Source organism: Flavobacterium bizetiae (genome assembly GCF_024271895.1).
Taxonomy (GTDB): Bacteria; Bacteroidota; Bacteroidia; order Flavobacteriales; family Flavobacteriaceae; genus Flavobacterium; species Flavobacterium bizetiae.
Genome location: NZ_CP091861.1, coordinates 1,330,379 through 1,352,947, shown reverse-complemented (window position 1 = coordinate 1,352,947; position 22,569 = coordinate 1,330,379). Strand labels below are relative to the sequence as shown.

Annotated in this window: 19 protein-coding genes and 2 tRNA genes; 12 read left to right on the top strand and 9 right to left on the bottom strand. The window is 34.2% G+C overall.

Annotation, left to right across the window (positions count from 1 at the left end; translation table 11 throughout):
* Positions 1–6: 6 nt before the first annotated feature.
* Together sufC and sufD are read left to right on the top strand one after the other, a co-directional pair.
* On the top strand, positions 7–753 hold the full coding sequence (gene sufC, locus L0669_RS06105; protein WP_017494567.1) for a Fe-S cluster assembly ATPase SufC: 747 nt from the start codon (positions 7–9) through the stop codon (positions 751–753).
* A 66-nt stretch (positions 754–819) separates the two neighbouring features.
* Entirely contained in the window at positions 820–2,136 is a 1,317-nt protein-coding gene (sufD, locus tag L0669_RS06100; protein ID WP_263762081.1) for a Fe-S cluster assembly protein SufD, read from the top strand.
* Between the two features lie 393 nt (positions 2,137–2,529).
* On the opposite strand, the gene L0669_RS06095 is transcribed toward sufD, so the two are convergent.
* Entirely contained in the window at positions 2,530–3,879 is a 1,350-nt protein-coding gene (locus L0669_RS06095) for a serine hydrolase domain-containing protein (protein WP_263762079.1), read from the bottom strand.
* A gap of 223 nt (positions 3,880–4,102) precedes the next feature.
* Between L0669_RS06095 and L0669_RS06090 the strand changes: the two genes are divergently transcribed.
* The 6 genes from L0669_RS06090 to L0669_RS06065 all read left to right on the top strand — a co-directional run bounded on the left by L0669_RS06090 (position 4,103) and on the right by L0669_RS06065 (position 8,231).
* Positions 4,103–5,317, top strand: a complete 1,215-nt coding sequence (locus tag L0669_RS06090) for an aminotransferase class V-fold PLP-dependent enzyme (RefSeq protein ID WP_263762077.1) — start codon at positions 4,103–4,105, stop codon at positions 5,315–5,317.
* A gap of 8 nt (positions 5,318–5,325) precedes the next feature.
* Positions 5,326–5,751, top strand: a complete 426-nt coding sequence (locus L0669_RS06085; protein ID WP_173970731.1) for a hypothetical protein — start codon at positions 5,326–5,328, stop codon at positions 5,749–5,751.
* A gap of 2 nt (positions 5,752–5,753) precedes the next feature.
* The gene (locus L0669_RS06080; RefSeq protein WP_173970730.1) at positions 5,754–6,179 is read left to right on the top strand and encodes a SufE family protein; all 426 of its coding nucleotides are present in this window, start codon (positions 5,754–5,756) and stop codon (positions 6,177–6,179) included.
* A gap of 113 nt (positions 6,180–6,292) precedes the next feature.
* Positions 6,293–6,616: an SUF system Fe-S cluster assembly protein gene (locus L0669_RS06075; protein WP_055097577.1), complete on the top strand. Its 324-nt coding sequence runs from the start codon at positions 6,293–6,295 to the stop codon at positions 6,614–6,616.
* Positions 6,617–6,691: 75 nt separating this feature from the next.
* Positions 6,692–7,201, top strand: a complete 510-nt coding sequence (locus L0669_RS06070; protein WP_194615142.1) for a DUF2480 family protein — start codon at positions 6,692–6,694, stop codon at positions 7,199–7,201.
* Positions 7,202–7,280: 79 nt separating this feature from the next.
* Positions 7,281–8,231, top strand: a complete 951-nt coding sequence (locus L0669_RS06065) for a DUF3078 domain-containing protein (RefSeq protein WP_173970728.1) — start codon at positions 7,281–7,283, stop codon at positions 8,229–8,231.
* A 159-nt stretch (positions 8,232–8,390) separates the two neighbouring features.
* On the opposite strand, the gene hflX is transcribed toward L0669_RS06065, so the two are convergent.
* From hflX to L0669_RS06030, 7 genes are all read right to left on the bottom strand, one after another.
* Positions 8,391–9,635 carry a GTPase HflX gene (gene hflX, locus L0669_RS06060; RefSeq protein ID WP_173970727.1) on the bottom strand — a complete coding sequence of 415 codons (1,245 nt, stop codon included), beginning with the start codon at positions 9,633–9,635 and terminating at the stop codon, positions 8,391–8,393.
* A gap of 189 nt (positions 9,636–9,824) precedes the next feature.
* Complete coding sequence (locus tag L0669_RS06055; protein WP_173970726.1) at positions 9,825–10,691, bottom strand: hypothetical protein; 867 nt, start codon at positions 10,689–10,691, stop codon at positions 9,825–9,827.
* Positions 10,692–10,829: 138 nt separating this feature from the next.
* Complete coding sequence (locus L0669_RS06050) at positions 10,830–12,179, bottom strand: DUF5689 domain-containing protein (protein ID WP_263762075.1); 1,350 nt, start codon at positions 12,177–12,179, stop codon at positions 10,830–10,832.
* 20 nt (positions 12,180–12,199) lie between these two features.
* A complete protein-coding gene (locus tag L0669_RS06045; protein ID WP_263762073.1) occupies positions 12,200–15,037 on the bottom strand; it encodes a TonB-dependent receptor in 2,838 nt (945 codons plus the stop codon).
* 460 nt (positions 15,038–15,497) lie between these two features.
* Positions 15,498–16,721 carry an MFS transporter gene (locus L0669_RS06040; protein WP_173970723.1) on the bottom strand — a complete coding sequence of 408 codons (1,224 nt, stop codon included), beginning with the start codon at positions 16,719–16,721 and terminating at the stop codon, positions 15,498–15,500.
* Between the two features lie 309 nt (positions 16,722–17,030).
* Positions 17,031–18,071, bottom strand: a complete 1,041-nt coding sequence (locus tag L0669_RS06035) for a Gfo/Idh/MocA family oxidoreductase (protein ID WP_263762071.1) — start codon at positions 18,069–18,071, stop codon at positions 17,031–17,033.
* A gap of 198 nt (positions 18,072–18,269) precedes the next feature.
* Positions 18,270–19,340: an NADH:flavin oxidoreductase/NADH oxidase gene (locus L0669_RS06030; protein ID WP_173970721.1), complete on the bottom strand. Its 1,071-nt coding sequence runs from the start codon at positions 19,338–19,340 to the stop codon at positions 18,270–18,272.
* A 200-nt stretch (positions 19,341–19,540) separates the two neighbouring features.
* On the opposite strand from L0669_RS06030, the gene rseP reads away from it, so the two are divergent.
* From rseP to L0669_RS06010, 4 genes are all read left to right on the top strand, one after another.
* Positions 19,541–20,881: an RIP metalloprotease RseP gene (gene rseP / locus L0669_RS06025; protein WP_263762069.1), complete on the top strand. Its 1,341-nt coding sequence runs from the start codon at positions 19,541–19,543 to the stop codon at positions 20,879–20,881.
* A gap of 86 nt (positions 20,882–20,967) precedes the next feature.
* Positions 20,968–21,041, top strand: a tRNA-Asn gene (locus tag L0669_RS06020).
* A 38-nt stretch (positions 21,042–21,079) separates the two neighbouring features.
* Positions 21,080–21,153: transfer RNA gene (locus L0669_RS06015), tRNA-Asn, on the top strand.
* 59 nt (positions 21,154–21,212) lie between these two features.
* Positions 21,213–21,503 carry a GIY-YIG nuclease family protein gene (locus L0669_RS06010; protein ID WP_263762067.1) on the top strand — a complete coding sequence of 97 codons (291 nt, stop codon included), beginning with the start codon at positions 21,213–21,215 and terminating at the stop codon, positions 21,501–21,503.
* A gap of 245 nt (positions 21,504–21,748) precedes the next feature.
* On the opposite strand, the gene L0669_RS06005 is transcribed toward L0669_RS06010, so the two are convergent.
* A complete protein-coding gene (locus L0669_RS06005) occupies positions 21,749–22,456 on the bottom strand; it encodes a hypothetical protein (RefSeq protein ID WP_263762065.1) in 708 nt (235 codons plus the stop codon).
* Positions 22,457–22,569: the final 113 nt, after the last annotated feature.

Genomic DNA, 22,569 nt, shown 5'->3' with positions numbered 1-22,569 from the left:
AAAACAATGTTATCAATAAAAAACCTTCACGCCTCAATTGGTGATAAAGAAATCCTTAAAGGAATTAATATAGAAGTTAAAGCTGGCGAAGTACACGCTATCATGGGACCAAATGGTTCTGGAAAAAGTACACTTTCGGCTGTAATTGCCGGAAACGAAAACTACGAAGTTACTGATGGAGAAGTTTTCCTTGACGGAGAAGATCTTGCTGATCTTGCTCCGGAAGAAAGAGCACACAAAGGAGTTTTCCTTTCTTTTCAATATCCTGTAGAAATTCCCGGAGTAAGTGTAACAAACTTCATGAAAACTGCTATCAACGAAACTCGTAAAGCAAACGGTCAGGAAGAAATGCCTGCAAACGAAATGCTAAAAGTAATTCGTGAGAAATCTGAATTGTTAGAAATTGATCGTAAATTTTTATCTCGTTCTTTAAACGAAGGTTTTTCGGGAGGAGAGAAAAAAAGAAACGAAATTTTTCAAATGGCAATGTTAGAGCCAAAATTAGCTATTCTTGACGAAACCGATTCTGGTCTTGATATTGATGCACTAAGAATTGTAGCTAACGGAGTTAACAAATTGAAAAGTGAGAAAAACGCAATTATTGTTATCACACACTACCAACGTTTGTTAGATTATATCGTTCCGGATTTCGTTCACGTTCTTTACAACGGAAGAATCGTAAAATCTGGAGGAAAAGAATTGGCTTACGAACTGGAAGAAAAAGGATACGACTGGATTAAAGCAGAAAACTAGTTTACAGTTACAGTTTGCAGTTTGCAAAAACTCATAACTCATAACTTATAACTTACAACTACGAAAATGGATTTAAAAGAAAAATTAGTATCGTCTTTTATGGCTTTTGAAGAGCGTGTCGATGTACATTCAGATTTACATGATATTCGCACCAAAGCACTAAAAAACTTTGAAAATAAAGGTTTCCCAACCAAAAAAGAAGAAGCTTGGAAATATACATCGCTAAACGCCATCTTAAAAAATGACTTTACGGTTTTTCCTAAGCAAGAAAATGCAATCGAATTTAATCAGGTAAAAAAATACTTTTTACACGAAATCGACACTTATAAATTAGTATTTATAGATGGTGTTTTTAGTTCGCATTTGTCTTCTACAACTCACGACGGAATCGATGTTTGTCTAATGTCATCGGCATTGACCAAACCAAAATATAAAATGATTATTGACACTTACTTCAATCAGGTAGCAAGCAAAGACGAAAGTCTTACTACGCTAAATACTGCTTTTGCAAGTGAAGGAGCTTTTATCAATATTCCGAAGAAAAAAGTAGCTGACAAACCTATTGAAATCATGTATTTCTCTACAGGAAACGAAGCTGCGTTAATGGTACAACCAAGAAATTTGGTAATTGTGGGTGAAAATTCACATGTTCAAATTATCGAGCGTCACCAGAGTTTGAATGAAAATCCGGTATTAACCAATTCGGTTACAGAGATTTTTGCTCAAAAACGTGCTATTATCGATTATTATAAAATTCAAAATGACAATAGCGAAGCCAACTTAGTTGACAATACTTACGTTTCTCAACAACAAGAAAGTCATGCTTCTGTACATACGTTTTCGTTTGGAGGAAACCTTACACGTAACAACTTAAACTTTTATCACTTTGGTGAAAGATTAACAAGTACGCTTAACGGAATCACGATTCTTAACGACAAACAACACGTTGATCATTATACTTTGGTAAACCATTCAACACCTAATTGTGAAAGTTTCCAGGATTATAAAGGAATTTTCTCTGATCGTTCAACTGGAGTTTTCAACGGAAAAGTTTTGGTAGAAAAAGAAGCTCAAAAAACAAATGCTTTCCAGAAAAGCAACAACATTTTGTTGAGTGACAAAGCAACTATCAATGCAAAACCACAATTAGAAATTTTTGCTGATGATGTAAAATGTTCTCACGGTTGTACCGTAGGGCAACTTGACGAAACTGCAATGTTCTACATGCAATCTCGTGGAATCCCGAAAAAAGAAGCCAAAGCTTTATTGATGTACGCATTCTCGAATGCTGTTATCGAAAGCATTAAAATACCTGAATTAAAACAACGTATTACTAAAATCATTGCTACAAAATTAGGCGTGAATTTAGGATTTGATTTGTAGATTTTCTTAACCGCAATCCCGATAGCTATCGGGAGCTAGGATTTACGCAAGGTTCGCAAAGTTTTATATAAGCTTTGCGAACTTTGTGTTTTATAACAGTTTTGAGCTTTTAATTTTTAAGCTTTTTTCTAAAGAAGAATAAAAACACTGAAAAGATTGTACAGAAAATAATTGCAGAAATTTCCTGAATCCATATACTGTAAATCAAAAAGCCAAAGCTTCCAATAAAAATTATCGTGCAAACTAAATATTGCAAAAATCTAAAATCATCACTCAATTTTAATTTCATAAAATCATTAATAGTATTATAAAAGTTCTGAAGGTTTATTACACACTTTGTAAACTTCGCGCTTTTTACTTGGCTCCCGATAGGTATCGGGATTGCGTTTAAATTTATTTTTTAACTGAAGAAATTATCCCCTTCAAAAACCCATTAAAATCAAATCCCTGATCTTCTTCTTTCAATCCCATTCTCACAATTACCATATCCAGAGATGGAATAATCGCTACCATTTGCCCTTGATATCCGCTGCAATAAAACATATCGCGAGGAACATCAGGAAATTTCCCACCTGCGTTTAGCCAAAATTGTGCTCCATAAGCGCCGTTAGAAGTATTTGTTGGTGTTGCAGAATATTTTACCCAGCTTTCATCCAAAATTTGTTCTCCGTTCCAGTTTCCTTTATGAAGATATAGTAATCCAAATTTAGACCAATCACGGGCTGTTGCCCAGGCATAAGAAGAACCAACAAAAGTTCCTGCCATATCTTGCTCTACAATCATCGAATTCATTCCTATTTTATCTATTACAGCACTGTACCAAAAATCAAGATATTCTTGTTGGGTCTTAAACTGACTTTTTAAAATTCCGGATAATAAATTGGTTGTTCCCGAAGAATAATTCCAATGTGTGTTAGGTTTAAACTGAGCTGGTTTTTCGCGTTGTACTTTTGCCATATCTCCAGACTGAAAAAGCATAATTGTAGCATCACAAATTTTACTGTAATTCTCTTCCCATTCTAATCCTGAATTCATGTGCAGCAAATCGTTTATCGTTATAATTTTACGATCGTCATTTTTCCATTCAGCAATTGGAGCTGGTTTATAAATATCAATTTTTCCTTGCTTGGCTAAAACTCCAAAAGCAGAACTTGTGATACTTTTTGTCATCGACCAACCTAAAATTTTACTGTCTTTATTAAAACCTGTATCGTATTTTTCACCAATCAATCTATCTTTATATAAAACAACAACGGCACGAGTACGTTTTGCTTTTCCGCCATTTTTATCGAAAGAATCATCAATGGCTTTCTTTAGTTTTGAATAATCAACATTAGAAAATGAGGTGTCTTTTGGTTGATTATTCCCGTAAGGAAAAGGAAGATTATTTACTAATTTAGTTCGTTTAGGAAGCAAATAAGGCTTCGAAATATCATAATCATCATCAATTAAAGTCGCACCCAAACCTTCACGATAAATCGATTTTCTTTCTTTTAAACCATACACAGATGAAGTTGCAAATTTTCCTGCTTCATCAATTGTATTCGTCGCCAAATCCATCAAAGGAATATCATTATCTCCTTTTTCAATCAATTCTTTCGATCTGTGATCTAAGAAATGTCCTGAAGCAATACTTTTGGCTGAAAAGCCAGAGATTAATTCCAACTTTGGATAAGTGGTGAATCCAAAATAAAAAACTACAATCAACAAAACAAGCGCAAGTAACCTGAAGATTTTTTTCATAGCATTAAAAAGATATTTTTTACTGCAATATAAATAATTTATCCTCATGATTTTAGCATCAAATTCACATTTTGAATTCAAATAATTTATAAAACACAACTAAATTTTACAGAATCAACATTCAACTCATTTGTCAATGGCGCCATAAAAGGAAATTATCGTTTTAAGGGATAAACCAATTTAGTTTTAGTACTTTTGTAGATAGAATTTTTCTAAATAAGACATGTTAGACATCCAAAAAATAAGAGCTGATTTTCCGATACTTTCGGAAAAAGTAAACGGAAAACCTTTGGTTTATTTCGACAACGGAGCAACTTCACAAAAACCTCAAGTTGTGATCGATGCGATCGCAACCTATTATCAGGAAATAAATGCCAATATTCACCGCGGTGTTCATACACTAAGTCAATTGGCAACTGATGCTTACGAAATTTCAAGAGTAAAAATCCAACATCATATCAATGCTAAGTTTTCTCACGAAGTACTTTTTACTTCAGGAACAACGCACGGAATCAATTTAGTAACCAATGGTTTTGCCTCTATTTTAAAACCTGGCGACGAAATATTGGTTTCGGCATTAGAGCATCATAGTAATATTGTGCCTTGGCAAATGTTATGCGAAAAAACCGGAGCAATTCTTAAAGTTATTCCGATAAACGAAGAAGGTGAACTGATTATGGAAACCTTTGACGCTTTACTTTCAGAAAAAACTAAAGTGGTTACGGTAAATCATATTTCGAATGCATTAGGGATTATTAATCCTATAAAATACATGATCGAAAAAGCACACGCTGTTGGCGCTGCTGTTTTAATTGATGGAGCACAAGCTGTTCCGCATTTAAAACCAGACGTTCAGGATTTAGATTGTGATTTTTATGCTTTTTCTGGCCATAAAATGTGTGGTCCAACCGGAACCGGAATTTTATACGGAAAAGAAGAATGGTTAAACAAACTTCCTCCTTATCAAGGTGGTGGCGAAATGATCAAAGAAGTTACTTTCGAGAAAACGACTTATGCTGACCTTCCTCATAAATTTGAAGCAGGAACTCCAAACATCTCGGGCGGAATTGTGTTAGGAACAGCTGTAGATTATTTAAATCATATTGGTTTTGATAATATTCAGAAACAAGAAGAGAAATTATTAGAGCACGCTACAAAACGTCTTTTAGAAATTGAAGGTTTGAAAATTTACGGAACCGGAAAAAATAAAGCTTCTGTAGTTTCGTTTAATATTGACGGAATTCATCCTTATGATATTGGTTCGATTATCGATAAATTAGGAATTGCCGTTAGAACCGGACATCATTGTGCACAACCTATCATGAACTTTTTCTGTATTCCGGGAACTATTCGTGCATCGTTTTCTTTTTACAATACTATAGAAGAAATTGACACAATGGTTGAAGCGGTTAAGAAGGCAAAAACCATGTTAAGCTAAAAAAATTTATGAGACTATTATCTTTATTGTTGTTAACGATTTTCATCGGAACAAGTTGCTCAAGTCAAAAAACCAGCGATATGACATCAACACAAATGGAATATTCTGCGATGTCTCGTGGACTTTACAAAAAGATAGTGGTTCAGAATAAAACCGTTTCTGTTACCAATGGTAGAAATACCGAAGCAGTAGAAAGCAAAATAGACGATGCAAAATGGAAACAGATTGTAGCTGAATTTTCGAAAATAAATTTAGAGAGTATTCCAACTTTAAAAGGTCCAACCGAGAAACGTTTTTATGACGGCGCTGCAATTGGAAATTTGAAGATAACTCAGAATCAGAAAATATATGAAACTCCGGGTTTCGACAATGGCTATCCTCCAAAGGAAATAGAAAAATTGGTAAATTTGCTGATTAGTTTTACGAAAGAATAATTATGACTATAAAAGAAATACAAAACGAAATAATCGACGAATTTTCGATGTTTGATGACTGGATGCAACGCTATGAGTACATCATCGAACTGGGAAAAAGTCTTCCGTTGATTAAAGAAGAATATAAAACCGAAGAGAATTTAATAAAAGGGTGTCAATCGAAAGTTTGGTTACAAGGCGAACAAAAAGACGATAAAATTGTTTTTACCGCAGATAGTGATGCGATTTTAACCAAAGGAATTATCGCGATTTTAATTCGTGCTTTCTCTAATCAAAAAGCAGAAGATATTATCAATGCCGATACTCAATTTATTGATGAAATTGGTTTAAAAGAACATTTATCAGCCACTCGCGCCAACGGATTGGTTTCGATGATAAAAAACATCAAAATGTACGCTTTGGCTTTTGATGCTAAAAATAAAAATTAAGTTTATTTTGCCACGAATTTCACGAATTAGCACGAATTTTTTTTATCACAATACTTAATTCGGGAAATTTGTGAAATTCGTGGCGAAAAAAAAAAAATTACAAAAACAAAAAAATGGAACAAGAAATAGACACAAACGAATTAGGAGAATCAATTGTAAAGGTTTTAAAAAGCATTTACGATCCGGAGATTCCTGTAGATATTTATGAGTTAGGATTGATTTATGACGTAATGGTTAATACAGATTACGAAGTAAAAATCTTAATGACATTAACATCTCCTAACTGCCCGGTTGCGGAAAGTTTACCAAGAGAAGTTGAAGAAAAAGTAAAAACAATCGAAAACATTAAAGATGTTGATGTTGAAATTACTTTCGATCCGCCCTGGAGTAAAGATTTAATGAGCGAAGAAGCAAAATTAGAATTAGGAATGCTTTAAAAAAAGTATACAGTTTACAGTCGCAGTTTTCAGTATTTAACTGTGACTGAGACTGTAAACTGCAAACTAGAGAAAATGGAAGAAATCATCAATAAAGTTGCCAATAGTGCTTTAGAAGTATTTGATCTTGAGGATTATTATCCTAAAGGAGCGCGTGTGCAAATTGACATTTCACAATGGCTTTTAGAAGGTTTTTTATTAAAAGAAAAAGACTTTAGAGAGCATTTAAAAAATCATGATTGGTCGCAATACCAAGATCAATATGTTGCTATCAATTGTAGTACAGATGCTATTGTTCCTGCCTGGTCATCGATTTTGGTAGCGATTCAATTGGCTCCTTATGCAAAAAAAGTAGTAAACGGAACTATCGAAGATTTAGACGCAAGTTTGTATGAAGAAATCTTAAGTAAACTCGATTATTCTGAATACAAAAATAAACCTGTTATTGTAAAAGGATGTTCTAAAAAACCGGTTCCGACCCGCGCTTATATTTTAGCTGCAACTTATTTGCAACCTTTTGCAAGAAGTATAATGTATGGCGAAGCATGTTCTGCGGTACCTTTGTATAAAGAATCTAAGAAATAACTTTCTTTTACAATCAACAATACCCTACGTTTTAACGCTTTTTTAGTATATTTGTTCTTACACATTTAAACTATATACCATGAGAAAGCTAACATTATTACTTTTTATTTTAGCGAACTTAACTTTTGTTCAAGCCCAAAATTCTGAAAAAGAATTAATCCAAAATACTGAAAAAGCAGTAAAGAAAATAAACGATACTATTGAGGGAGAAGGCTGGAAAGCTAAAGGAACTGTTTCTCTTTTACTAAACCAATCTAGCTTTAATAACTGGATTGCAGGAGGTGAAGATAGCTTTTCCGGAACTTTAGGAATCAACTACGATTTCAATTACAAAAAAGACGATCTTACCTGGGATAACAAAATTTTGGCTTCTTACGGACTTTTACAAACCAAAAATGCCGATTACGAAAAAAAGACTGATGACCGTCTTGAATTCAACTCTATCTTAGGGAAAAGAGCTTTTGGAGAATGGTATTACTCTTATTTTCTGAATTTCAGAACTCAATTTTCAACTGGTTATTTGTATGGAAAAGATGAGAACGGAAAAGAAATCAGAACTGAGAATACTAAATTTATGTCACCTGGTTATCTTACAACAGGTCCTGGTATTTACTGGACAAAAGATGATAACTTAAAAATAAATTTTGCTCCATTAACTTCAAAATTCACTTTTGTAGATGGTGCTTACACTTCAGGAATTGATCAGGCAACCGGATTACCTTATGTAGATGGGTCTTACTTTGGTGTAGATGCGAACAAAACAATGCGTTACGAATTAGGTTTCTATGCATCGGTTTATTACAAATTGGCGATCATGACCAATGTAACTGCTGAAAATACTTTGAACTTATATTCTAATTATTTAGAAGACCCACAAAACGTAGATATCAATTACTCATTGAATATTATCATGAAAGTGAACAAGTTTTTATCTGCGAACTTATCATTCCAGGCTATTTATGATGATAATGCTTTTAGTGGTTTTCAAACCAGAGAAGTATTTGGCTTAGGAATTAATTTCGGATTCTAAAAACCGCTTATATTTTACCGCTAAGAACGCTAAGATATTTGTAGGTTAAATTTAATAAAAACACAAAGTTCGCAAAGCTAAAAATATATAGTTTTGCGAACTTTGTGTTTTGTAAAACGCTAAAATAAAAACCTTAGCGTCCTTTGCGATAAAATTAATTTATTCCTGATCTTCAGAATCTTCTTCTTTTTCGATTGCATCTTTATAATCCGGATACAAAAACTTATTATAAGGAAATCTTGTGATATGAATTTGACGAACTGCTTCGTAAACTATTTCTCTAAATTCTTCGAAGTTTTCTTTTTGTGTCGCCGAAATAAACAAGGCTTTATTCTGACCCACATTACTCATCCAGGTTTGTTTCCATTCCTCAAGTGTATAATGTCTTCTTGTTTTCTCAGTAATCAAATCATCTTCATCGATTGTTAAATGTTTGTAAGCATCAATTTTATTAAAAACCATAATCGTTGGTTTGTCATTACTCTTGATTTCTAACAAAGTTTGATTTACAGATTCGATATGATCTTCAAAATCCGGATGCGAAATATCTACAACATGCAAAAGCAAATCGGCTTCACGAACTTCATCCAAGGTACTTTTAAAAGAATCTACCAATTGAGTTGGCAATTTTCTAATAAAACCTACAGTATCTGAAAGTAAAAATGGTAAATTTTTAATCACCACTTTTCGAACTGTTGTATCAAGTGTAGCGAATAATTTATTCTCAACAAAAACATCACTTTTACCTACGGCATTCATCAATGTCGATTTCCCCACATTCGTATATCCTACCAAAGCCACACGAACCATTGCACCACGATTACTACGCTGCACACCCATTTGTTTGTCGATCGTTTTTATTTTCTCTTTTAAGAGCGATATACGATCACGAACAATACGTCTGTCAGTTTCAATTTCGGTTTCTCCAGGTCCACGCATTCCAATTCCTCCTTTTTGACGCTCAAGGTGCGTCCACATTCCGGAAAGTCTAGGCAATAAATACTGACATTGCGCCAATTCTACCTGTGTTCTTGCATAAGATGTTTCGGCTCTTTGCGCAAAAATATCCAGAATAAGGTGCGTTCTGTCTAAGATTTTACAATCTATAATTTTAGAGATATTTTTTTGCTGTGATGGCGATAATTCATCATCAAAGATTAAAGTCGATATGTCGTTTTCTTTTACAAAAAGATTAATTTCTTCAATTTTCCCTGTACCCACAAAAGTCTTAGGATTTGGGCGTTCCATTTTTTGCGAAAAGCGTTTAATAACTTCACCACCTGCGGTAAAAGTCAAAAACTCTAATTCATCAAGATATTCGTTAAGTTTTTCTTCACTTTGGTTTTGAGTTACAATACCCACAATGGCTGTTTTCTCAAAATTTATAATTTCTTTTTCTAACATAGCTTTGAATAAGGTGCAAATTTAATGATTTGTAAGGTACTAACGCTTATAGAATTCCGTTTTTAAGTTCTATTTGGGAAATTAGTACTCGTATAAAAAAGCAAACCATTTAAAAATTAAGCATTCTAAGAATCTAATCTTAACAAAACTTAAGTTTTAAATGGTTTAATTATTTTAAAAAAGATGTTTTTATTCGTAAATAAAAGTCTTTTCTGTTTTTACAATTCCGTTTTCTTCAATCTGAGAACAAGAGATTGGAAAGTTCAGTTTGTTGTATTTGTATTTTCTGCTTACACCTACTAAAACGGTAGATGACGGACTAAAATTCAATTCGTTGTTATAGGATATTGCTTCAAAACTAAACTCATCTTCATGATACGAAATCATTGGTACAATGACTTTATAATTATCACCAAACAAACTCTGAACGATTAATTGATCTACAGATTTTTTATCATCAAAAGTATATGTTTTAGATATTTTATCTCCAACTAAACCTTTGTGTTTTACTACATTATCATTGGTATAAACATATTCGATTTTACCAATAATTGCTTTGTTTCTGTCTCTCGTGGTACGTCTTACAATGATACCGTTTTCTACAATATATTCTACATCATCAACCACATTCTGGTGATTGGTGCTTTTTTTAGTAATTACTTTTACTCTTGCTCCCTCATAACCAAAAGTTACGGTTTTAGTAATGTAGTCGTTACCTTCCTGATATTTTTTAATGAATTTTGTGATATTATTATCGGCATCATAAGAGTAATTTACGACTTCCTTCCATTCGCTTCCCACTTTGTCTTTTACAGTTTTATCCAACAGTCCTTTAGTGTTATAAAAAAAGTGCTGAACAACATCCGATGTAGTGATAGTTTGAAGCTTACCTTCTTTAAAAACAACTGTTTTGTTTACAATTTCACCGTCTTTAGAGTTTTGGTAATTTGTTTTTACAATGTTGATCTGCTTTAATCTAACAGGAGCATTTTGATCCTGACTGTGCAGCAAGCATGGAAAAACCATCATCATGATGGCGATAAAGTAGGTTTTCATGTGGTATTTGTATTGATTTGGGATGACCAAAATACAAAATTCAATTAAATTTTAACAGTTTAAAACTTAAAAACAATACACAATTAAATTATCGCTTAAAAATCAATACTTTAATTTCATTTTTTAAAATTGAACGCCTTACTTTTCTCCAAAAATTTTAACATCATCGACCATAAACGCGCCATTCAAGGTTTTGTCTTTTCCTGAACCTATATACTTGAATGCAATATGAATATTTCCTGAATAGGCAGATAAATCGATCCCGCCGGAACTTATAAACTGACGTGTAGGTGTTGATAATGAAGGTAAATTTGCTTTTAGTTTTGTCCATTTTGCCTTGGTTACACTCGAGCCATTAAAGTCTGTAGAGATATAAACCTCAAGAGTATTTAACGGAGAATCGACTTTAAGATCATGCTGAGCACTTCTAAAAGATAATACTGCATTTTTATAACCGTTCAGGTTTATTTTTGGTGTAACCAGCCAGGCAACATTTTCGGCCGCTGTTGTACTTGTGGTGTTAAATTCAGCATAACCATTTCCGGCATACAGCATGCTTTTCCATAATTTTGATGCTTTTTCTACAATATTACTCCAACCCGGCAGCGTAAAATTCACATTGTTTTTTACCGATTGAAAATCTTCTGCAAAAAACGGAACGGTTCTTTTTCCGTTCATTACCAAATCTTTTTCAGACCTGATCATCAATTGATAATCTGAACCAAATTTTGTCAATATCCCTCTCACTTTTCCGCTTCCTTCAGGCACGATGTGATCTGCAAAACCAGCATAACTACTGGTTCTAAAAATAATCTGATTACCGGTTTTATCCCTTAAATTCCAATTGGTCGAACCGCCCACATTATTTGATTCTTCAAAATAATGGCGCCCAATTGCTTCTTCTGTAAATTGTACATCTGTTAGCTCGACCAAAGTATTGAGTTTATCATCGTTTAAAGCTTCTTCGATAGTAACGGACTTCACCAATTGATTTTCATCAATTACTGTACACGAAGCATTCAGTACATTTTTATAGTCATTTTGCGAAACCCTTCCAATAGTGGGATCGCCTGCATTACTTACGTACAAACTTCCTATTCGCATTCCTCCAAAATATAAATCTGTAAACTGATTTTTAAGTTTTATAAACACTTTATTTCCAACACGAAAGTCGATGTAGGTATTCGAAACATCGACCGGGATACTAAATCCTATTGCGGGTGTTTTATCAGTTGCTAGGGTCTGGAAAGAAATTGCCTTAAAAAAATTGCCTCCTTCGTCGCTCGAAACCACGTATGCTTCAATGATATCATTATAATTATATGGTTTAGGAACTAATCCTGAAAGGTCTTTTACTTTTTGAACCGTTTGATTTACTGTTAAATTAGGTTGTGTACATTCTAATTTTGGAACTTCAACTTCATTATTACATCCATAAAAAAAGAAAACCGACAAGGCAAAAAAAGGATTTAAAAATATATTTTTCATTTCGAATGTGTATTAGAATTTTATAAACTTATGGTGAGGTTTACGAAATAGGTTCTTCCGTATCCGTAGTAATATTTAGGGCCAAATGATGGTGTACCACTAGAAACATCCTGATTTAATGCTCTGAAATTTGCATTTCGTGCTTGCTCAAAACCTCCCGTTTTATAGGTTTTATCCAGCACATTATTTACACTCGCAAAAAGTCCGACATATTTACCTGAGATACGCCAGGATTTACCTCCCGAAATATTTAGCAAAGAAACAGGATCAAATTTTTCTTGCTTGAGTAAAGCTGTTGCGCGTTCTTCTGTAGCTTCAGGAAAAACCAAACCGCTTATCGGATTTTTATAAAAACGTGCTGTTCTGGCAATAGGCGAAACATCGATATAACTTTCGGCCAAATAATTTATGTTTGCTCCCAACCACCAATATTTGGGATCCCGATATTCTAAACCAACAGAATAGGCTTGTTGTGGCATGCCGGGTTGTTTGTAGTTTTTAAGATATGATTTACCAAAATCAAAAGTCGTTTGTGTATCTCCTTTGGCAGCATTTGCATCATTTGTAATCGAAACATTGGGATTACTATTATAAGTATAATTGCCATAAGCAACTGATAAAGTACTTTTTAGTGTAGATGAAATTTGATATTCGAAACTTAATTCGGCGCCAATGTTCTTTTTATCTAAATGAGTTAAAGTCTGACTGACAAATGCATCTGTATTATTGTAACTGGCACCTCTGTCGAAAATTCCCTCAGCATAAAAAAAGGAAGTTTTTGTGGTGTTTTTTATTAAAGTATAATAAGCCGTTGTTCTTATTTTAAGTTTAGGCGAACGAAATATATAATTGGCTTCGGCACTATTTATATTTTCATTTTCAATTCCGTCAACAATTGAATTGTTCAAACGTGAATTGGCAAAAGTATTTCGAAGCGACGGCGCACGAGTAAGATGCATCCCATTAAAGAATAACAATTGTTTTCCTGAAATCTTATAGGTAAAACCGCCTTTGAAACCAAAATTTTCGAAATGTACCTTTTCGCTTTTACCTAAAGACGTTGTGGGATAAATTCCGTTTTGATATAATCCTTCTCTTTGATAATTAGATGTCGAATAGGTTTGCCCCAAATAGAAATCGACTTTATTATAGCTGAATTTAAACTGTGTAAAAGCATCAATTGTTGTTGCCTGCAAATTATAATTATAGCCGTAAATATCTCCTTTTTTTACCTGGCGATTTGGATGCTGTAAATCAGATTGCGCCTGATCTCCGACGTAAAATGCATCGATATCTTCAAAATATTCACCTCCGAGTAAGTCTAAAAGATATTGAAATTGATGTGATTTTAAATTCCGAAAAGTGATTCCGCCATCGAAAAAACTGTTTTCTGTAATTTGTATGTTTAAGTTTGAATTGGCACAAAAGGTTCTATCATCTGTTCGGTCTTCGTATAAAACATAATGGCTTTGAGCAGGCTGATAACCTGTAATGACTCCATCAGCATTTACTATTGGCTGCTGATTGGCCTGATACATTGCATCCCAATTGATTTGGGGATTTTCTAAAAATAGCTTTTTATTAAGTTCAGCATTTTCATAATCGGGTGTAAATTCTCCTGAAAATTCTCCGATATCTTTTCCGTAAAGTGAGGTATAATAACTGGGCAATTTTCGATAATATGTTGGATCCGGACTGTTTGCATTTTGATAATCGATCGTGCTGTTTCCTACTTTCCCGAATTGATACATTACACTCGAATTGAGGTTTGCTTTTTCGTTTATTTTAAAATAATGATTCAGCATCAATAAAGGTTCTTCGACTTTTTTTACTCTTGCATTTCGTTTTTCTCCATCCTGAAAACCCCAATACGAATTGTATTTTTCGTTGATTAATTCTGTAACTTCATTTGTATTAGCTGAATTTTTTCCTCTGGAATTTGGTGTATAAAATCCGGTGAAGTTTAAGGAATGTTTATTGCTTAACTTCTTTTCGATACTCATAAAAAATGATTCGGCATCAAAACTGGTTCCATCAAAATAACCTTCGTTGCCCATACGTTTTCCTGCCGAAATTACATACGCCCAGCCTTTAGAATTCATTCCTGAAGCATAAGTCGCATTGGCACGCCAATTATAAGTGGTATTACTTCCTGAAAAAATAAGCCTTGCTCCTTTTCTATAAGTCGATGCCCGGGTCGAAATTTGTTGTGTGCCTAATATTCCTCCAAACGTAAAATTTGAAGCTGCAGCACCAACAGAAAATTCCTGATTTCTAAGTACATCATTCAATCCTCCCCAATTACTCCATTGTGGTCTTCCGTCATAAATTTTATTCATGATCATTCCGTTAAGCATCATGGTTCCGTTTTCGCTGTCTAAACCACGAACTCTAAACCGGGCTTGTCCCCAATTGAAAGCCGAAGCTTGCATAAAAGCATCTTTTGAGGATTGAAGCAGTCCGGAAGTCATTTCGGATGAACTATTATCATCTGATAAATCGCTGTCTAATAATGTGATTAATGTTGCCGGAACGTCATCTGAAAAATTATCTTCTAATTGTAATATTCCGAGATTTACGGTTTGATCGGGATTTGAATTTATTTTTAAAAGTAAATCTTTATATCCCTGACTGTGCAGTAACAGAAGTTGTTCTCCGAGTATAGAAGAATGCAATTCGAATTTTCCGTTTGTATTGGTAAGTTGTGTGATCGAAGAGTTTTGAATACTTACTACAATATTTTCAAGAGGATTTTGTGTTTTGGCATCGATTACTATTCCTGTAAAAGTAGTTTGCTGTTGCGCAAAAGCAAATGTAAAAGACAATAAAATAAAAATCAGCAGGTACTTTTTTTCCATGGAAACCCCAATTTACTTTGATAAATAATTTTGAGATTAAACTGCTTTGATGGCCAAAGCTTTTTAATCGTACATCAAAAGATAAAATTGGTCTTTGGAAAAAAGATTTTCAAAAAATTGAAATTAATACGAAACTTAATTTTCAATCTTCAAATATAAATAAAAAACATTACAAAAGAAATTTCTTACATTTTTTTATTTATAAATAATATTGCCTTTTAAGCATTAGTAATTAATTTGAGGATTTGTGAGTTTTCTAATAGCCACAGATTATAATGATTAAAATGATTTTCTCTCATTTTATGTCATTTCGACGCAAGGAGAAATCACACTAGATATTCCTTGCCAAATGTCATCAATCTTTGTCGAGTTACGCGTGTGATTTCTCCTTGCGTCGAAATGACAATATTGCTTATAAACTTTTGTTAACTTCGTCTTTAGGTAAGTAATTCTATAAAAATTATGCTTCAGTAGTTCTAATTTTAGACACCATAAAGGCGATGAGAACACCAAAGATTCCGATAAAGGCAAAAGAAAATTGAAGTCCGAAAGCCTCTGCGATATGTCCGATAACTGGAGGTCCCATTAAGAAACCTAAGAAACTTACGCTTGACACAATGGTTAATGCTTCGCCGGGAGGAACGGTTGGATTTTTTCCTGCCATACTATAAACGGTAGGAACAATTGTCGCGACCCCTAAACCAACGAGCATAAAAGCAATGGTACAAGGTATTATATAAGGCAGAAAAACTGCGGTAAAAAGTCCGACAGAAATCATGACTCCGCTAATTTGCATTACGCGTTCGCGACCAAATTTATTGATTAAGCCATCGCCTAAAAATCTTCCGCTGGCCATCATGATCATAAATGATGTATAACCTAAAATAACTAATGGGCCGGGCGCTTTTACAATATCTTTAAAATATACTCCGCTCCAGTCGAACATCACGCCTTCGCTTGCCATACTGCAAAAACCAATTACGCCAAGCCAAAGCAAAGAGCTGTCGGGTTTTACAAATAGCTTTTTCTTTTCGGATGTTTTATTTTTTATTTTTTCTTTGGCTCTGACCAAAAATTTAAAATTAAAGGCAACCATTAAAAGTACTGCTGCGCCAACAATTAAAAAATGGTGAAATGGGGTGAGTTTTAAAGTCAACATTCCTAAACCTACCAAGGCTCCGGTGAATCCTGCAAAACTCCACATACCGTGAAAAGAAGACATGATTGTTTTTTTGAAAAGTACTTCGGTATAAACGCCTTGGGTATTTACGGCGATGTTGGCCAAATTCCCGAAAACTCCGAATAGAAATAATCCTAACGATAGTTGTAATGCTGATGTTGCCAAACCTAAATTAGCCAGACATAAAACATACATTATCAATGAAAAAATCAAAATGCGATGGCTGCCAAATTTGGTGACCATTTTTCCTGAAAATGGCATAATGATTAATTGCCCCATTGGCAGGGCAAAAAGTATAGAACCCAAATCGCCTTCGGTTAAATGCAAAGCTGTTTTGATGTCCGGAATTCTACTTGCCCAGGTTGCAAAACTTAATCCCATACCGAAATAAAACATTCCTACAGCAAAGCGAATTCGGTTTAAATAAGAGGCTTTTGCTTCTCTGTAAACTTTCTTGATTTTTCCTTTGGTTTGGAATAACGATAATGGATTGAAACTTATCAATGTGCTTTATTTTTGAATTCTAGTATAAAAGTACTAAAAAGCAACTTTACAGACTACAAAACCCTACTAGTTCGTGAATTTATAACGTTGTATGTTTATAAATTTTCTTTTAAGGAGAAAAGGTTCATAGGTGCAAAGGGACAAAGGTTTTTTTTAAAGGTGCTAAGGTTCTGAGATGCTAAGGTGCTAAGGTTTTTTTATCTGTCCGCATAAAAAAAGACGCACTGCTGTGCGTCTCTACAGAAAATATTTGTCTTAAAACAAATCTGTGATGATCCGTTTTATCCGTCTAATCCGTGGGACAAATCTTTACAAATTAATTACTTTTTGCTGTGCATGGCTTGCAATTGCAGCTTCTATAATTTGCATTACTTTTACTCCATCTTGTGCTGTAACGGGTTCTGTTTTGTTATTTGCAATTGAGTCGTAAACGCCATCAAAAAACGAGAAGTAATTACCCTGAAGCGTTGGGATTTTTTCTCTGATTTCTTTTCCGTCAACTTCTGTATGCAAAAGTCCTTGTAAGGTTTCTGATTCTGTTCCCCAGGATTCTAAGTTTGGTTTTTTACCTAATTTTAATTCGTCTTCCTGAACATCACCGCGAGGTTTTAAGAAAGATCCTTTTTTACCATGAATAGTATAAGCCGGATTTGCTTCTCTAACGAAGAAACTGGCTTTTAATCGTACTCTGAAATTATCGTAAATCAACAATAAATCGATCCAGTCATCTACTAAAGAGTTTTCTCTTGTGTAACGAATGTCTCCAAAAACTGACTTTGGTGAGCCAAATAAACATACAGCCTGATCGATTAAATGCGGGCCTAAATCTTTCAGAATTCCTGCTCCGTCATTTACGGTTTCTTTGTGTGCTTTGGCACTCAATAAAGGATTGTATCTGTCAAAGTGAAATTCGGCTTCGACTAAATCTCCCAAAGTGCCTTCTTTGATTATTTTCTGAACGGTTTTAAAATCACTGTCCCATCTTCTGTTTTGAAAAACGGCTAATTTTAATCCTTTTTCTTTGGCGATTGCCGCTAATTCTTCGGCTTCGGCAACGGTTGTGGTAAAGGCCTTTTCGACAACGGCGTGTTTGCCTGCTAATAAAACTTTTTTGGCGTATTCGAAATGTGTTCCAACCGGTGTATTTACGATCACCAAATCGACATCATCCGCCAATAAATCATCGATAGAAGGATAACTTTTTACTGTTGGATAATCTTCCTGAATGAGTTTTTTGCTTCTTTCCCAAGATCCTAAAAGTTCAAATCCTGGATGGATATCTAAAAACGGAGCATGAAAAACTTTTCCCGACATTCCGTATGATAATAGTGCTGTTTTTATTTTTTGCATGTTGTATGGTGTTTATTTTTTTGCCACTCCCGATAGCTATCGGGATTCACAGATTAAAATGATTTTTTTTCGCCACGACCCGAGCGATAGCGAACAGGCGAAGCAATTTCACGAATTTTCACAAATCGTTGAACTTAAAAAATTAAACCATAATAATTCGTGGAAATTAGTGTAATTCGTGGCAACCTTTTTTATTACTTAAATTTTAGCGCGTTCGTATTGTTTTGGCCATTGAATATCGTCGTTTAATTCTTTGGCAAAGTCTAAAGGCAAGTTTGGGTTTCTCAATGATTCTCTGGCGAATAAAACCAAATCGGCCTGAGCATTTTTCAGGATGGCTTCGGCTTGTTTGGCTTCGGTAATTAAGCCTACTGCGCCAGTTGCAATATTTACTTCTTTTTTGATTTTTGCTGCAAAATTAACCTGATAACCCGGACCAACCGGAATTTTTTGATATGAAACTAATCCGCCTGATGAAACATCAATCAGGTCTACTCCTTTTTCTTTTAAGATTTTAGAAAGTTGTACAGATTCTTCGGGATTCCATCCTCCTTCTGCCCAATCTGTTGCTGAAATTCGAACGAATAAAGGCAAATCTGATGGCCATTCTGATTGTACGGCTTCAACAATTTCTAAGGTAAAACGGATTCTGTTTTCGAAACTTCCGCCATATTCATCGGTTCTGTTATTGGTTAAAGGAGATAAAAACTGGTGCAGTAAATAACCGTGCGCTCCGTGAACTTCCATTACCTGATAACCGGCCTGAACCGCTCTTTTTGTCGCAGCTTTAAAATCTGAAATTACTTTCTGGATTCCGTTTTGGTCTAAAGCTTCAGGAAGAAAGGGTTCGTCATCATGATAAGGAATGGCGCTTGCAGAAACCGTTTGCCATCCACCCTGAGCGAAGTCTAACTTTTTATTGCCTTCCCAGGGAACCGAAACACTTGCTTTTCGTCCGGCATGTGCTAACTGGATTCCGGGAACCGAATTTTGAGAAACTATAAATTGATTGATTGTTTTTAGTTTCTCGATATGTTCATCTTTCCAGATTCCTAAGTCAGATGGAGAAATTCTGGCTTCGGGAGAAACTGCTGTTGCTTCCTGAATAATCAGTCCTACGCCACCGCTGGCGCGACTTCCTAAATGCACTAAATGCCAATCGTTTGCAAATCCGTCAATTGCTGAGTATTGACACATAGGCGATATAACGATTCTATTTTTTAAAGTGATTTTTTTTATTGTAAGTGGAGAAAATAATAATGACGCCATAATTGTAACTTTTAATGGGTTTACGCTACCTATTGAGTATGATAGTGTTTAAAAAAGTAAAGTTAAAGCTTCTGCGTAAAAGTAGAAATCTAAATGTTTATTAATTAACAAACATTTAAAACCTTAAGTATTATATTGCACTATCAAATTAAAATAGAAACGTTACTTTTGTGCGTTAAATTACGAACTAAAAATACAAAATGGATATAGTTATCAAACTCTCTCAATTTCTATTGAGTTTATCTTTACTTATTATTCTTCACGAATTAGGACATTTTATTCCTGCAAAATTATTTAAAACAAGAGTCGAAAAATTCTACTTATTTTTTGATGTTAAATATTCTCTGTTAAAAAAGAAAATTGGCGAAACCGAATACGGAATTGGTTGGTTACCACTTGGAGGTTATGTAAAAATCTCGGGAATGATCGACGAAAGTATGGACAAAGACCAAATGGCTTTGCCTCCTCAACCTTGGGAATTTCGTTCTAAGCCAGCATGGCAACGTTTGATTATTATGTTGGGGGGAGTTACGGTAAACTTTATTCTGGCATTCATTATATATATAGGAATGGCGTTTGCTTATGGCGATACATATGTAGCAAATGCTGATTTGAAAGATGGTGTTTTAATCGAAAATCCAGCGATGATTAAAGCTGGTTTTAGAACCGGGGATAAAATCATTTCGATTGATGGCAAAAAAGTTGAAAATTTTGACAAAGAGCTAAACATGAATATTATTCTGGCGAAGCAGGTTTTAATTGAAAGAGCCGGAAAACAAGAAACGATCAATATACCGAATGATTTTGCCGATCAATTATCAAAATATGAAAAAGGATTGCTTGTGGGAATGAGAATTCCTTTTGCTGTTGCTGCTGTTACTCCAGAATCAGGAAATACAGCTTTAAAACCAAAAGATTTAATTATTACCCTAAATGGTCAGGATGCAAGATACTTTGATCAGGTTAAAGCTATTTTAGAAAGCAATAAAGGAAAAACACTTCCAGCTGTTGTGTTACGTGATTTGAAACAAGTACCTGTTACGGTTAAAGTTTCTGATGCAGGAAAATTAGGCGTGAACGTTGGTGGATTAAATATCGAATCTTTAGAAAAATTAGGTTACTATAAAGTAAGCAAGAAAAACTACAGTTTCCTTGAATCAATTCCGGTTGGATTAACAAAAGGAAAGGATCAATTAGTAGGATACGGAAAACAACTTAAAATGATTTTTAATCCTGAAACAAAAGCGTACAAACAAGTAGGTGGTTTTGCTGCGATTTTTAACATTTTTCCGAATACCTGGAGCTGGGAAACTTTCTGGTCGATCACCGCTTTGCTATCAATTATGCTTGGAGTTATGAATTTATTGCCAATTCCGGCTCTTGATGGTGGTCATGTTATGTTTTTATTATACGAAATAATTAGTGGCCGAAAACCAAGCGATAAATTCCTTGAAAATGCCCAAATCGTTGGTTTCGTTTTACTTATAACACTACTTTTGTTTGCTAACGGAAACGATATTTATAAGGCGATTGTCAAGTAGAAAAAAAAATTAATAAAAAGTGCAAAAATGTTTTTGAGAATCTAAAAAATGATCTATATTTGCACTCGCTAAAAAGAGCAACATCTTCCTCCTTAGCTCAGTTGGTTAGAGCATCTGACTGTTAATCAGAGGGTCCTTGGTTCGAGCCCAAGAGGGGGAGCAACTTTTTTTAGCAAACATATTTACCTTTAAGGTGATTCCTCCTTAGCTCAGTTGGTTAGAGCATCTGACTGTTAATCAGAGGGTCCTTGGTTCGAGCCCAAGAGGGGGAGCTTATTAAATACCACTTACATCTGTAAGTGGTATTTTTTTTGCCCTAAATTTAATTTCTATGAATATTGTTTACATTCTTCATTCCAACAAGCTTAATCGATTTTACATTGGATTCACTTCTAATTTTGACACCAGACTAGAGTTTCATGAAAATGCTGAATCCCATAAATTTACATCAAACGCAAATGATTGGGAATTATTTCTCAAAATAACATGCCAGTGTAAAGCTCAAGCACTACTAATCGAGAAGCATATTAAAAAAATGAAAAGTAAAACTTATATCGAAAATCTAATTAAATACCCTGATATAATTTTAAAACTCAAAAATAAATACAACCCAGACTGTTAATCAGAGCCCCGATAGCTATCGGGGTTGGTTCGAGCCCAAGAGGGGGAGCTTAAAAAAAAGACTATCATACGATAGTCTTTTTTTTTGCCTTATAATATTTGTATTGAATCCAAATTCTACCATAGCTCAATTACACCTTCAGTTTCAGCAGTAAGATTGTATCAATAGATTTATTGCGTTCCAACGGTTGAAACCATTGGCTATGTTAAATACCAATGATCATAATTCTTTTCAAAAATTGACATTTAATTCCTAACCAATTTATTGTGTTTTACTACATTGTTGCTTGTATTTTTACTCTCAAACAAAAGCATTGCTTCATTTGCTTTGCCCATTTGATTGATGCCTTTTAAAGATTCGGCGTAACGATAATAATACATGGCATCTAAATCTGTTTTCAAAACAAACAGTTCTTCGTAGTATTTAGCCGCTGTGGCCAAATCACCATCAAAATAAGCCCTGTCGGCAACTTTTGTGAGCATCTCTACAGATTTGTACCCTTTGCCTAAAACTTTCGCGTAGGTATCGACTACATCGATCGTTACATATTTCGGATCTTCGGCCGGAGCAATAACTTCGACTTTAACGGGCAAAATTTTTGTGGCGCTGCTATCAACAAAGGTTTTCGACTGCAATGCCAAATCAACTCTTCTTACTTTAGGTTTTCTGTATATTGGTGTTACGACTCTGGTATTATTTGGTCCCAGGTCATTTGTGTATACCATATCTAATTTTGAAACTTCGTATTTCGTGACTCTTTTGCCAAAAGTCATATTGATGGTTTCTTCTACATAATAGCCTACAATTACCATATTTTCTTTTGAGGAATTATCAGAGCGTACGGTTGCATTTTCAATTGCTGTAACATCGCGAGCATTGTCTTTGCTTTGCCCGAAACAGCTCAAAGAAAAATTAAATACAATTGCTATAAAAAGTATTCCATACGTTTTCATGATGGTTTTGTAAAGTTCACTCGTTAAAAAAAAACATATAAATATACTGATTTTGAATTACTTATAATAAAAACCAACTGTAAATAACCTAAAAAGCCGTCTAAGTGTCAATT

Coding starts and splice junctions, on each gene's coding strand:
- sufC (WP_017494567.1), top strand. CDS start 7: ATGTTATCAATAAAAAACCTTCACGCCTCAATTGGTGATAAAGAAATC.
- sufD (WP_263762081.1), top strand. CDS start 820: ATGGATTTAAAAGAAAAATTAGTATCGTCTTTTATGGCTTTTGAAGAG.
- L0669_RS06095 (WP_263762079.1), bottom strand. CDS start 3,879: ATGAAAAAAATCTTCAGGTTACTTGCGCTTGTTTTGTTGATTGTAGTT.
- L0669_RS06090 (WP_263762077.1), top strand. CDS start 4,103: ATGTTAGACATCCAAAAAATAAGAGCTGATTTTCCGATACTTTCGGAA.
- L0669_RS06085 (WP_173970731.1), top strand. CDS start 5,326: ATGAGACTATTATCTTTATTGTTGTTAACGATTTTCATCGGAACAAGT.
- L0669_RS06080 (WP_173970730.1), top strand. CDS start 5,754: ATGACTATAAAAGAAATACAAAACGAAATAATCGACGAATTTTCGATG.
- L0669_RS06075 (WP_055097577.1), top strand. CDS start 6,293: ATGGAACAAGAAATAGACACAAACGAATTAGGAGAATCAATTGTAAAG.
- L0669_RS06070 (WP_194615142.1), top strand. CDS start 6,692: ATGGAAGAAATCATCAATAAAGTTGCCAATAGTGCTTTAGAAGTATTT.
- L0669_RS06065 (WP_173970728.1), top strand. CDS start 7,281: ATGAGAAAGCTAACATTATTACTTTTTATTTTAGCGAACTTAACTTTT.
- hflX (WP_173970727.1), bottom strand. CDS start 9,635: ATGTTAGAAAAAGAAATTATAAATTTTGAGAAAACAGCCATTGTGGGT.
- L0669_RS06055 (WP_173970726.1), bottom strand. CDS start 10,691: ATGAAAACCTACTTTATCGCCATCATGATGATGGTTTTTCCATGCTTG.
- L0669_RS06050 (WP_263762075.1), bottom strand. CDS start 12,179: ATGAAAAATATATTTTTAAATCCTTTTTTTGCCTTGTCGGTTTTCTTT.
- L0669_RS06045 (WP_263762073.1), bottom strand. CDS start 15,037: ATGGAAAAAAAGTACCTGCTGATTTTTATTTTATTGTCTTTTACATTT.
- L0669_RS06035 (WP_263762071.1), bottom strand. CDS start 18,071: ATGCAAAAAATAAAAACAGCACTATTATCATACGGAATGTCGGGAAAA.
- L0669_RS06030 (WP_173970721.1), bottom strand. CDS start 19,340: ATGGCGTCATTATTATTTTCTCCACTTACAATAAAAAAAATCACTTTA.
- rseP (WP_263762069.1), top strand. CDS start 19,541: ATGGATATAGTTATCAAACTCTCTCAATTTCTATTGAGTTTATCTTTA.
- L0669_RS06010 (WP_263762067.1), top strand. CDS start 21,213: ATGAATATTGTTTACATTCTTCATTCCAACAAGCTTAATCGATTTTAC.
- L0669_RS06005 (WP_263762065.1), bottom strand. CDS start 22,456: ATGAAAACGTATGGAATACTTTTTATAGCAATTGTATTTAATTTTTCT.